An 11,642-nucleotide genomic window follows, 5' to 3' on the forward strand; every position below is an offset into this window, starting at 1 on the left:
TAGCGACCGGCGCTGTGGATGATCTACATCACATCGCCGCAGACACCGCCTCCAGCCTCTCAGAGCACACGGTGCCTGCGGAATCTCGATCGAGTCATTTCAACGGAAGGCCGGTACCCGACCGGCCGCGGAGGAGCATCCATGCACGAGAGAAGTCACTTCGACGTCGTGGTCGTCGGCGCAGGACCCATCGGCACCGCCACTGCCCGGCATCTCAGCGAACGAGGGGCATCGGTACTGCTCGTCGGGCCCGACGAACCCTCCGACTTCACCGACCACGACGGCGTGTGGGCCGGTTACTACGACCAGGGACGCCTGGCACACGTCCTCGAGGTCCCGCTGATGACGTCCCTTCTGGCGATGCGGTCCATCCGCCGGTTTCCCGAGCTGCAGGAACGCACCGGCGAACGGTTCGCGACATCCACACATTCACTGACGGTCATGCCGGACGACTCGGAGCCCAGCGGTGTGACCACATGGTTCAACCGCGCCCTGCTCGCATCCAATGCCGCCGATCTCGGTGTCGACGTCGAGCACCTCGACAGCGACCGGTTGCGCAACGAATACCCGGAGCTGCGCTTCGCACCGGGTCATGTCGGCATCGCCCAACGCGATGATGCCTTCATCGTCAATCCACGCGGGCTCGTTCGAGCCGAGCTGGCCGCCGCAACCGAACGAGGGACCGTGGTGATCCGCGACATCGTGGACACGATCGATCGGTCCGATCGCGGGGCGATCGTGACCGCCCGTTCGGGTGCATCCTGGAGCTGCGAGAAGGTGGTGGTCGCGACCGGAGCCGCCACCAACGTCAGCGGCCTGCTCCCCCGGCCCCTGGACATGCTCACCTACGGTGCGACGGTGGTCCTGGTCGAAGTGCCGGATCCGGCCGACTTCGACATTCCTGCCATGATGTACCTGAAGGCTCCCGGCGGACGAGTGGAATTCGGCGGAATCGTCATGTCGCCCTTGCAATATCCGGACGGACGGTGGTATCTCAAATGCTCCGGCAGGAGCCTTCTCGACAACCCGCTCGACTCCGCCGAGGCGATCGCCCGCTGGGTCCGCACCGGAGGCCGCCGGGAAGACATCGCCGACACGCTCGAGTTGCTCGCCGAACTGTTACCCGGCAAGAACTTCGGCTCTGCACATACCCGGCCCTGCATGGTGTGCGAGACCCCCACAGGGCTGCCCTACATCGACCGGGTGGACGACCACACGATCGTCGCGATCGAAGGCGAGCGCGGCGCCATGGCTGCGGACGAGATCGGCAGGCTCACAGCAGGTCTCACCCTCGATGGAATGTGGACCGACGGCATTCCGCATGCCGCCTTCCGAGCCCGCTGGGTGGAGGCCGAGTCGGTACGGCCGCTGCTCCCGGCGGGCGTGTGAGCCCCATGGATCCGTACGCAGAAACGACTCACACCGTGCCGAACCCGAGCGGTCCCGTCATCCCGGCAGAACTCACGCACATGTATCAGCAGTGGCACATCTCGCCGGCGGTGCGCGCAGGCAACTTCCTCATCTGTTCCGGAGTACTCGGACAACGCCTCGACGGAACCGTTCCCGACGATCCGACCACGCAGTTCACCCTCGCATTCGAGAATCTCCAACGGGTGCTCGCGGCCGCAGGTGCCGATTGGACCCACCTGGTCGAGTTGGTCACCTTCCACATCGATCTCGAGGGCGACCTCGAAGCCTTCAGTGCAGTCAAGGAACGGTTCGTCCGGGAACCGTACCCGGCGTGGACCGCCGTGGGCGTCGCTGAACTCGGCGCCGGACCGAAACCGTCCCCCCGAGTCGAGATGAAAGCGACGGCCTATCTGGCCGATGCCGTCGCACCGCCCGCTCGATAACGATCGACCGTTCCTCGCACGTCCACACGCGGGCAGGAACCACCACAGTCCCCCCGTTACGGGGGTTCCGCTCCCCGACGGCGATGTCGGGATCGCGACTCCGCGCGACATTCCCTGTGCTGCTCCATCCTTCGGACCGCCACGCCCGCACCATGTCTCGGCCCGGGCGTGGCCGGCGCGATCCCCTCATCCATCCGGGCTCCCACCTGAAAGGCCTCCCCATGGATCTCGCATCCTCCAGCGGTGACACCTTCGTCGCGACGTCGAAGGAACCGCATTCCGGTAGAAGAGGCTGGACGCCACAACTGGCGGTCTCGTTCCTCTCCATGGTGCTGGTACTCGAGATGCTCTCCTGCAGCTATCTGATGGTTTCCGTTGCACTGCCGCAGATCTCAGGTCACTTCCGAACCACCCAGGGGGTGTGGATCATCACGTCCTTCCTGCTGGTCGGGGCGGTCTCGTCACCCCTGATCGGCAAGCTCGCCGACATGCACGGCAAGCGGAAGCTGCTGCTGTGGTGTGTTGCGCTGGCAGCGGTCGGTGCACTCATCGCTGCGGTGGCTCCGAACATTGCGATCGTCGTCCTCGGCTGGTCGCTGACCGGGTTTCTCAGCCCGTGCCTGTTCCTGGTCTACTCGCTGATCCGCGATGTCTACCCGCCACGGACGGTGGCGATGGCAGTGAGTATCTCGACGACCGGCATGGGCCTGGTCGCCATCCCGGCTCCCTTCGTGGCAGGCTGGATCATCGACAACTTCGGGTTCCGCGGGGTCTTCTGGTTCTTCGTCATCGGCCTGTCGCTTCTCACCGTCGTCATCCGCGCCACCACCGAGGAGTCGCCGATCCGGCTGCGATCGACGATCGACCTCGTCGGTGCAGCCCTTCTGGGCGCAGGCCTCGGCGGGCTGCTCCTCGCGATCAGCTTCGGACCGGACCGGGGGTGGGCGGCACCGTCGACCATCATCTTCCTGATCGGTGGGCTGGTGTTCGTGATCGCCTGGTCGGTGTCGGCACGGGTACTACGCGATCCCGTCATCGACCTCTCGATCCTGACGCAACGTCCTGTGGCACTGACCTCGCTCAGCTCCGGTCTCGCGTGGGCCGCCATGGCCACCTTCGTGATGATCTTGCCGATGATGATCATGGCTCCGAGCGATGTGGGTCTCGGCTACGGGTTCGGTGCCGATGCCGGCCGGTACGCCTGGTTCCATGCTCCCGAAGCCGTGATGACCCTGATCGGGGGATTCATCGTCGGTGGGCTGGCCCCGCGAATCCGGCCCAAGGCCCTGCTCGTTGCCGGGCTCACCGTCGTCACCGCCGGCAGTCTGTCACTCGCGTTGTCGCACGATTCGGCAGTGGTCGTCGTCCTGCTCGCCGCGCTCGTCGGCCTCGGCGGCGGCATGGCCTACGCAGCGACACCGAACCTGCTCATCGAAGCTGTTCCGGCTCAGCAACTTGCGACGGCCGGGGCCATCGCTTCCACGGCGGGCAACCTCCTCCCCGCTGTTCTCCCGGTTCTCGTATTCGCAATGCTGAACTCCCACATCGCTTTCGCGATCGACGGGAGCGTGCTGTATTCCGATGCGGGCATTTCCATCGGATTCGCGATGGTCGCAGGCGCGGCACTCGTCGGAGCACTGGCCGCACTCGCCATTCCCCGGATGATCCGCCGAGCGGACGCGCTCACCCCGTCCGACTGACCCGGATGCCGTACCGGTGCTGTCCTCCGGGTCCCGGGTCCCGGGTCTCCACGAGTGCGACACGTGTGCTCCCGGCATCGTCTTCGCCACGTCACTCCTGCTCACCCGGCCCGGAGCAGCACATCGTCACCGTTCTCGTATTCGAGCGGCGCGAAGCGTAGATGCTCGATGTCGGTGCGGTCGTGTCCGAGTCGCAGGGCCCGACGGGAGATCGTCTCGACGGCCGTATGTCGTTCCCCACGTCGGGCGGGAACGATTGCCGGAATTGACTAAAGTTGCCGGGTGCGACATTCACCGCAGGATCCGATCGGCTCGACGACGCCTCCGCTCTTCTCCGGAAGAAGAGGCACTGCCGTCGCGGCGGTCGCGTCGCTCGTCTCCGTCGGTGTGCTCATCGCGATCCTCGTCAGGAGCGAGCTCATCGACTTCCTGGTCTACCGGATGGGCGCGCGGGTTCTGCTCGACGGCGACGACATCTACGGGCAGATGCCCCCGGTGACCGACGACTTCGCGTTGCCGTTCACCTACCCGCCGCTGTCGGCGATGCTGTTCGCTCCCCTCGCACTGATTCCCGTGACGTTCGGCAAGATCGTCTTCACCCTCGTCTCCGTCGCGGCGCTCGTCGTCACCCTGCGGGTCGTGCTGGACCGGCTCCGCCCGGACTTCGAGGCGCGGACGGCGTGGATCGTCACGGCAGTGGCGGTCGCCGGAGCGCTGCTGCTCGAGCCCGTGCGCGAGACGATCTCGTTCGGGCAGATCAACCTCGTCCTGATGGCGCTCGTCGCCCTCGACGTCCTGGTGAAGACCCCGAAGTGGCCGCGCGGACTGCTCATCGGGCTGGCCGCCGCCGTCAAGCTCACGCCCATCGCATTCCTGTTGCTGTTCCTGCTGCGGCGCGACCGGCGGACCAGTGCCACCATCCTCGCGTCGACCTTCGGGTTCACCGCCCTCGCGTTCGCCGTGATGCCCGCGACCTCCGCGAAGTACTGGCTCGACACCCTGCCCGACACCGGCCGGATCGGCGCGGCGTACTTCGCCACCAACCAGTCCTTCAAGGCGATGATCTCCCGCTTCGGACCGCCCGAACTCATGGGTTCCGTGCTGTGGCTGCTCGCCGTCGCGGTGATGCTGCTGGTCGCGGTGGTGGCCATCCGGCGGACCCTCGCACAGGGTGATCTCGTGCTCGCCCTGCTCGCGAACGCCACGGCCGTGCTGTTGGCCTCGCCGGTGTCGTGGTCGCATCACTGGGTGTGGATCGCACCGGCGCTGCTGACGCTGTCGCCCGCGGCACGGCGCGCAACCGATCCACAGAAGCTCGCGGCGATCGCAACGGGCGTGGCACTCGTCTTCGCGATCGGCCCGCACCACCTGTTCCCCACGGGTGACGACCTCGAACTCACCTGGGCCGCTTGGCAGCACCTGCTGGGCACGCTCTACGTGACGGTCGGCTTCGGGTTCCTCCTCCGGCTCGCCTTCGGTCGTCTCCCCGGTCCGGAAGCGGTGGCACCGGAACCGCTTCCGGACGCGGAGACGTCGAAGTAGTCCCTCGTCCGGATGTCAGGCGGTGACGTCGACGACCACCCGGCCACGCACCTTGCCCGCCAGGATCTCCTCGGCGAGTCGCGGGACGTCCGAGAGCGGTTCGACGCGCGACAGCGAATCCAGGGTGCTCGCAGGAAGATCGCGGGCGAGGCGTTCCCACGCCGGCCGGCGGAGTTGTGCCGGCGCCATCACCGAGTCGACGCCCAGCAATGCGACGCCGCGCAGGATGTGCGGCAGCACCGTCGCATCCGGCATCGACGGCGATTCGGTGAGACCACATGCGGCCACCGCACCGCCGTACCGGATCTGCGACAGCACGTTCACGAGCGTCGAACCACCCACCGCGTCCACGGCGGCATCCCAGCGTTCCTTGCCGAGGGGCCGGCCCTTGCCCTGCAGTTCGGCGCGGTCGACGAACGACGACGCACCGAGTTCGCTCAGGAAGTCGTGGGTCTCGGGACGGCCGGTCGCGGCGACCACCGTGTGTCCGGCGGTGGCGGCGAGCGCGACGGCGATCGACCCGACGCCACCTGCCGCGCCGGTGACGAGCAGTTCTGCATCCGATGCGATCCCGTAGCGTTCGAGCGCGTCGAGGCACAGGGCGGACGTGTAGCCGGCGGTGCCGACGGCCATGGCGTCGCGGGTGGAGAAGGCGTCGGGGATGCGCACGAGCCATTCGGGCTTCACACGCTGGCGCCGGGTGTACCCGCCCGACTGGGTCTCGGACAGGCCCCATCCGTTGACGACGACGCGGTCGCCGGGTTTCCAGTCGGGATTGCCGCTCTCGAGGATGGTGCCGGCCAGGTCGGCTCCGGCGACCAGCGGGGTGCGTCGCGCCATCTTCTGCGGCCCCGCGATCACGAGACCGTCCTTGTAGTTCAGCGACGAGTACTCGACCTCGACGAGAACATCGTGGGCGGGAAGGTCGGCGTCGGTCAGTTCGCGGAACTGTGCCACCTGGCCGTCGTCGGTGTCGTCGACGACCAGGGCACGGAAGGAGGACGGCTGTGTCATGGATCCGATCCTGACAGGCCGTCCGCCTCGCTGCAGCCGAAAGCGGTCAGGCCGCGTGGGCGCGAAACCGTCGCAACCGCAGGCTGTTGGAGACCACGAAGACCGACGAGAACGCCATCGCCGCACCGGCGAGCATCGGGTTCAGCAGTCCCGCGGCCGCAAGCGGCAGTGCCGCGACGTTGTACGCGAACGCCCAGAACAGGTTTCCCTTGATCGTCGTCAACGTGCGGCGCGACAACCGGATGGCGTCGACCGCGACCATCAGGTCGCCGCGGACCAACGTCAGGTCGCTCGCCTCGATCGCGACGTCGGTGCCGGTGCCCATCGCCAGGCCCAGGTCGGCCCGGGCGAGCGCCGCGGCGTCGTTGACACCGTCGCCGACCATCGCGACCACCGCGCCCTCGCGCTGCAGTCGCTCGACCACGTCGACCTTGTCGGTGGGCAGCACGTCGGCGATCACGTCGGCCTCGTCGATGCCGACCTCGGCCGCCACGGTGTGGGCGACGGCGGCGTTGTCGCCGGTGAGCAGGATCGGACGCAGCCCGAGTTTCCGCAGTTCGGCGATTGCCTGCGCGGAGGTCGGCTTGACCGCGTCCGCGACGACGACGATGCCACGGGCCTTCCCGTCCCAGCCGACGGCGATGGCCGTGCCGCCGGACTTCTGCGCCTGCTCGAACGCCCGCTGCAGCTTCTCGGAGAGGTGCTGCGACCAGTCGGCCAGCAGCGTCGGACGACCCACCAGCACCGCGCGGCTCGTGTCGCCGTCGACGAGCACTCCCTGGACACCGAGACCCTCGACGTTCGTGAAGTCCTCGACCTCGGGCAGACCGCCGAACCTGTCCGCGGCCGCATCACCGACGGCACGTGCGATCGGGTGTTCCGACGCCGACTCGAGTGCCCCGGCGTACCGCAGTACCTCGTCTGCGTTCTCACCGTCGTCGGCGACGACCTCGCGCAGGGTCATCCGGCCGGTGGTGACCGTGCCGGTCTTGTCGAGGACCACGGTGTCGACCGAGCGGGTCGATTCGAGGACCTCGGGGCCCTTGATGAGGATGCCGAGCTGAGCGCCGCGACCGGTACCGACTATCAGCGCGGTCGGGGTGGCCAGGCCGAGGGCGCAGGGGCAGGCGATGATCAGCACGGCGACCGCCGCGGTGAAGGCCGCCGCGGGTCCGTTGCCGGTGCCGAGCCAGAAACCGAGGGTGCCGGCGGCGATCAGCAGCACGATCGGCACGAAGATGCCGGAGATCCGGTCGGCCAGGCGCTGCACCTGGGCTTTGCCGTTCTGGGCGTCCTCCACCAGCTTCGCCATCTGCGCGAGCTGGGTGTCGGAGCCGACGCGGGTCGCACGCACCACCAGTCGTCCACCGACGTCGACCGTTCCGCCGACGACACTGTCGCCCACACCGACCTCGACGGGAACCGATTCACCGGTCAGCATCGACGCGTCGACCGCCGACGTGCCCCGTTCGATCACACCGTCGGTGGCGATCTTCTCGCCCGGGCGCACGACGAACAGATCGCCGACTGCCAACTGCTCCACCGGAATCCGGGTCTCGGTGGTCCCGTCCGGTCCGAGAACCGCGACGTCCTTGGCTCCGAGTTCGAGCAGGGCATGCAGGGCGGCGCCGGCACGTCGCTTCGACCGTTGCTCGAAGTAGCGCCCGGCGAGGATGAACGTCGTGACACCGGCCGCGGCCTCGAGATAGATGTTGCCGCTGCCGTCGCCCCGCGCGATGGTGAACTCGAAGGGGTGGACCATCCCCGGTTCACCCGCCGTGCCCCAGAACAGGGCGTAGACCGACCATCCCAGGGCGGCAAGTGTTCCCAGCGACACGAGGGTGTCCATGGTGGACGTGCCGTGGCGCAGGTTGATCCACGCCGCCCGGTGGAAGGGCCAGGCACCCCACACCACCACCGGTGCGGCGAGGGTGAGCGAGAGCCACTGCCAGTTGGTGAACTGCAGGGCCGGGATCATCGCCATCGCGATCACCGGCACCGTCAGGATCGCCGAAACGACGAGCCTGTGACGAAGCGGCGCAACGGGATCGGATTCGGGCACGTCACCGGTCCGGCCGGTCGCCTGCGCGGACGGCGGCGGCAGTGCGGCACCGTAGCCGGCCTGCTCGACGACCGTGACGAGATCCTCGGGTGTCATGTCGTCGGGGTAGGTGACCTTCGCCTTCTCGGTGGCGTAGTTGACGGTCGCGGTGACGCCGTCGAGCTTGTTGAGTTTGCGTTCGATGCGATTGGCGCAGGATGCGCAGGTCATGCCGGTGATGGCGAGTTCGATCGATTCGGCGGCGACCGGCCGACTCTGCGTGGTCATGTGTGTCTCCTCGGAAAAATGGCCGTCAGCGGCCGGAATGGCTGTGGTCGACCGGCGCGGAGGGTTCCTCGTGCGTGGCACCGGCGCCGTCGGCGGTGAGCGCGAAGGCGGCGGTACGGACCACTCCGTCGTGCTGGAAGTCGAGATAGAGGTGATAGGTGCCGGCACTCGGGACGGAGGTGTGGAAGACGACCTCGGGGCCGGGTCGTGTGGTGCCGTCGCCGGGTGTTCCGTCCGGGTGGACGTGGAGGTAGGCGAGGTCGCCGCCGCGCAGCGCCACCAGGTGTCCGTAGGCACCGAGATAGGGCTGCAGGTCGGCGACCGGCTGTCCGTCCTTGCTCACGGTGAGGGTGAGCATCGCGTCGCCACCCGACGACAGGTCGCCGTCCAGGGTGACCTCGTAGCCGTCGACGGTCGCGGTGCGGTTGTCGGCTTCGGGTGCGGCAGGGACGAATTCGCCCGCCACCGTGAGATCGGTGCCCAGCGTGAGCGCCTCTCCCCCGGTGGGTGTGAAGTCGGTGAAGACCCGCCACGTGCCGGGCGTGAGGTCGACGTCGACGGACCAGATTCCGGTGTTCTCGTCGAGCACGGGATGGACGTGCTGGAAGCCGGTGAAGTCGCGGCGCACGGCGATCAGGTGCAGTTCTTTGTCGTGGGTGACGTCGAAGTCGGTCACCGGCGCGCCGCCGGGACCGTTGATCGCGAATGTCAGGTTCCTGTCCTCACCCGGCTCGAGGTTCGTCTCGGCGAGTGCGAGGGCATAACCGTTCCGATACGTCATCAGTCCTCCCGGGATTTCTTCCACAGCAGGTGTTTCCGCGGCGTCGCCGGTGGCGGTGTCGTCACCGTGACCGGCGTCGTGGGCGCTCGCGGCAGGATCCTCGGTCTGCTCCTCCACCGGGCCGACGGTCGCGCCGACGAGCAGCGCGATACCGAAGACCGCGGCTACGGCGGCGACGAAGCCGGTGAGCTTGGCCGGGGTGTTCATGCGAGGTTGTAACCGGCCTCCTCGACGGCGGCCGCGACGGCGGCATCGTCGAGGGACTCGGCGCTCGTGACGGTGACGGCACCGGTGGCCAGGTCGACCTCGACGTTCTCGACGCCGGGGATCTCCTGGACCTCTTCGGTGACCGACGCGACGCAGTGCCCGCAGGTCATGCCGGTGACGGTGTACGTGCTGGTCTCACTCATGGGTACTCCTCGGTGATGGGTCGTGAACGGGTGGGGACGGTCAGGAACGGACGAGTCGCGCGATGGCGTCGCCGGCTTCCTTCAGCTTGAGGTCGGCTTCGTCGCCACCGGCGCGCACGGCACCGGCCACGCAGTGGGCCATGTGTTCGTCGAGCAGGCCGAGCGCGACGGCCTCGAGAGCCTTCTTCACCGCCGCGATCTGCGTGAGGATGTCGATGCAGTACTTCTCTTCCTCGACCATCCGCTGCAGACCGCGTGCCTGCCCCTCGATGCGACGCAGTCGCTTGAGGTAGTCGGCCTTGGTGTTGTTGGCGATGTAGCTGTGCTGATGCGTGTCGTCGGGCGCGACGACATCGGCAGTATCGGGCTTCCCGGTTTCACTGGTGGTGTTAGGCATCGGAATCGTCCTTGTCGGTGCGCTCGGCGGTCGTCCTGCCGGATACCATACCCCCCTAGGGTATCTACGACAACCACGACGACGGACAGAGCATCTGCCCAGGTAGAGGCACACGTAATCGTGAGGGATACACACGTCGGCCCCGCATTCCGGGGAATGCGGGGCCGATCCGAAGAGGGTTTCCCAGGCCTGCGGACGACACGCCCGAACACCTCACGAGGTGATCGAGCGCCTCGTCGTCGATACGTCGCGGGACGTCACGGCACGTGCATCATCTTCCCGGCGAGGGTGAACAACCGGCGGGAGAGCCGGATGACGGGGATACCCAGCGGAATCAGCAGGATCGTCACGCACAACACCGCACCAAGGAGCATCACCACCGCGGCGACGATCCCCAGGACGGTGCCGAGCAGGGCGGTGAGAAGTCCGAGCACGACATCCAGTAGGCCACTCAGAGCACGCATGACGACCTCCTAGCCACACCCCCCATTATGCGCCGCTCCCGGGTGTTCACTTCCTCCAGAACAGGTGATGCATCACCCCGCTCGTGCTGGGCACGACCTCGAGGTGGAAACGATCCCGTAGTTCGTCCGGGGAGTCCCAGAGCTTCAGGCCGGCGCCGTACCGCACCGGTGACACCACCACGTGCATGGTGTCGACCAGATCGGCGTCGAGGAACTGCCGGATGGTGGAGACGCCACCCCCGAGGCGGACGTCCTTGCCCTGCGCGGCGGCGCGGGCCTGATCGAGCACCGCGGCCGGCTCGCCGTTCACGAAGTGGAAGGTGGTGTCGGCGAGCGTGAAGGACGGGCGTTCGTGGTGGGTCAGGACGAACACCGGGGTGCGGAAGGGTGGCTCATCGCCCCACCAGCCCTGCCACTCGTGGTCCTTCCAGGGACCCCGCTGGGGGCCGAATTTGTTGCGCCCCATGATCTCCGCACCGATGTTGCAGGAGAAATCCCGGATGAAGTAGTCGTCGAGTCCGCGGCTCCCACCGGGCTCGGTGCGCAGGTTCCAACTCGCCGTGGCTGCGGCCCACTCGAACATCGGGCTCGGATCCAGGCCGAAGGGACTCTCGACACTCTGGTCCTTCCCCGCGCCGATCCCGTCGCTCGACACGGTGAAGTTCTGTACTCGCAGCAACTGGCCCACTCTCTTCTCCTCGCATCCCGATCGCACCGGTACGAAGAGGAAGACCTCGTGAGCCGCGCGAACTCATCGGATCGTGCTCGGATCACGAAGGGATTCGGCGACAGCCGTCCGGCCCGGCGACACTGCACGTGCCGACTGGTATTTTCGTATCCAGTGATCAGCACCGTGTATCCGTGAGACAGATGTCCCGCGACATCCGTGAACCGCGCCTGCAGGCGGCGGTGATTCCGTGTGCCCGGAGGGGGAACCCGCGCCAGGGTTCCCCGATCCCATCGTGCAGTCCTTCATGCATCGGAATCGACTTTCGGAGTTCACATGTCCACCCCATCACTTCACTCGTCCCCATTACCGGCCGTTCATCGATCCGACCTCCGGGGCGACTGCAGCCGTTGCTTCGCATTGTGTTGCACGGCTTTCGGATTCACACGGTCGTCGGACTTCGCCGAGGACAAGCCCGCCGGTTC

The 11,642-nt window shown here is 67.3% G+C and carries 11 protein-coding genes; 4 read left to right on the forward strand and 7 right to left on the reverse strand.

The window, feature by feature from the left end; genetic code table 11:
• Positions 1-141 precede the first annotated feature (141 nt).
• The 4 genes from R1101_RS0102180 (at position 142) to R1101_RS0102200 (ending at position 5,095) form a co-directional block, all read left to right on the forward strand.
• The gene (locus tag R1101_RS0102180; protein ID WP_016931854.1) at positions 142-1,389 is read left to right on the forward strand and encodes an NAD(P)/FAD-dependent oxidoreductase; all 1,248 of its coding nucleotides are present in this window, start codon (positions 142-144) and stop codon (positions 1,387-1,389) included.
• A 35-nt stretch (positions 1,390-1,424) separates the two neighbouring features.
• Entirely contained in the window at positions 1,425-1,853 is a 429-nt protein-coding gene (locus R1101_RS25705; RefSeq protein WP_232284652.1) for a RidA family protein, read from the forward strand.
• A gap of 221 nt (positions 1,854-2,074) precedes the next feature.
• On the forward strand, positions 2,075-3,553 hold the full coding sequence (locus R1101_RS0102190) for an MFS transporter (RefSeq protein ID WP_016931856.1): 1,479 nt from the start codon (positions 2,075-2,077) through the stop codon (positions 3,551-3,553).
• A 282-nt stretch (positions 3,554-3,835) separates the two neighbouring features.
• Complete coding sequence (locus R1101_RS0102200; protein ID WP_016931858.1) at positions 3,836-5,095, forward strand: glycosyltransferase 87 family protein; 1,260 nt, start codon at positions 3,836-3,838, stop codon at positions 5,093-5,095.
• A gap of 15 nt (positions 5,096-5,110) precedes the next feature.
• Here the strand turns inward: R1101_RS0102200 and R1101_RS0102205 are convergent, their stop codons facing one another.
• The 7 genes from R1101_RS0102205 to R1101_RS0102235 all read right to left on the reverse strand — a co-directional run bounded on the left by R1101_RS0102205 (position 5,111) and on the right by R1101_RS0102235 (position 11,178).
• Positions 5,111-6,109 (reverse strand): MDR family oxidoreductase, encoded by a 999-nt coding sequence (locus R1101_RS0102205; protein WP_016931859.1) that lies wholly within the window; start codon positions 6,107-6,109, stop codon positions 5,111-5,113.
• 46 nt (positions 6,110-6,155) lie between these two features.
• On the reverse strand, positions 6,156-8,438 hold the full coding sequence (locus R1101_RS0102210; protein WP_016931860.1) for a heavy metal translocating P-type ATPase: 2,283 nt from the start codon (positions 8,436-8,438) through the stop codon (positions 6,156-6,158).
• A gap of 25 nt (positions 8,439-8,463) precedes the next feature.
• Positions 8,464-9,426, reverse strand: a complete 963-nt coding sequence (locus R1101_RS0102215) for a hypothetical protein (protein WP_016931861.1) — start codon at positions 9,424-9,426, stop codon at positions 8,464-8,466.
• On the reverse strand, positions 9,423-9,629 hold the full coding sequence (locus R1101_RS0102220; RefSeq protein WP_016931862.1) for a heavy-metal-associated domain-containing protein: 207 nt from the start codon (positions 9,627-9,629) through the stop codon (positions 9,423-9,425). The genes R1101_RS0102215 and R1101_RS0102220 overlap by 4 nt, the downstream gene beginning before the upstream one ends.
• Before the next feature lie 40 nt (positions 9,630-9,669).
• Positions 9,670-10,026 (reverse strand): metal-sensitive transcriptional regulator, encoded by a 357-nt coding sequence (locus R1101_RS0102225; protein ID WP_016931863.1) that lies wholly within the window; start codon positions 10,024-10,026, stop codon positions 9,670-9,672.
• Positions 10,027-10,283: 257 nt separating this feature from the next.
• Positions 10,284-10,490 (reverse strand): hypothetical protein, encoded by a 207-nt coding sequence (locus R1101_RS0102230; RefSeq protein ID WP_006553307.1) that lies wholly within the window; start codon positions 10,488-10,490, stop codon positions 10,284-10,286.
• A 46-nt stretch (positions 10,491-10,536) separates the two neighbouring features.
• Positions 10,537-11,178, reverse strand: a complete 642-nt coding sequence (locus tag R1101_RS0102235; protein ID WP_016931865.1) for a dihydrofolate reductase family protein — start codon at positions 11,176-11,178, stop codon at positions 10,537-10,539.
• Between the last annotated feature and the right edge of the window lie 464 nt (positions 11,179-11,642).

This window comes from Rhodococcus sp. R1101 (genome assembly GCF_000278445.1).
Taxonomy (GTDB): domain Bacteria; phylum Actinomycetota; class Actinomycetes; order Mycobacteriales; family Mycobacteriaceae; genus Rhodococcus; species Rhodococcus gordoniae.

Coding starts and splice junctions, on each gene's coding strand:
- R1101_RS0102180 (WP_016931854.1), top strand. CDS start 142: ATGCACGAGAGAAGTCACTTCGACGTCGTGGTCGTCGGCGCAGGACCC.
- R1101_RS0102190 (WP_016931856.1), top strand. CDS start 2,075: ATGGATCTCGCATCCTCCAGCGGTGACACCTTCGTCGCGACGTCGAAG.
- R1101_RS0102205 (WP_016931859.1), bottom strand. CDS start 6,109: ATGACACAGCCGTCCTCCTTCCGTGCCCTGGTCGTCGACGACACCGAC.
- R1101_RS0102210 (WP_016931860.1), bottom strand. CDS start 8,438: ATGACCACGCAGAGTCGGCCGGTCGCCGCCGAATCGATCGAACTCGCC.
- R1101_RS0102215 (WP_016931861.1), bottom strand. CDS start 9,426: ATGAACACCCCGGCCAAGCTCACCGGCTTCGTCGCCGCCGTAGCCGCG.
- R1101_RS0102220 (WP_016931862.1), bottom strand. CDS start 9,629: ATGAGTGAGACCAGCACGTACACCGTCACCGGCATGACCTGCGGGCAC.
- R1101_RS0102225 (WP_016931863.1), bottom strand. CDS start 10,026: ATGCCTAACACCACCAGTGAAACCGGGAAGCCCGATACTGCCGATGTC.
- R1101_RS0102230 (WP_006553307.1), bottom strand. CDS start 10,490: ATGCGTGCTCTGAGTGGCCTACTGGATGTCGTGCTCGGACTTCTCACC.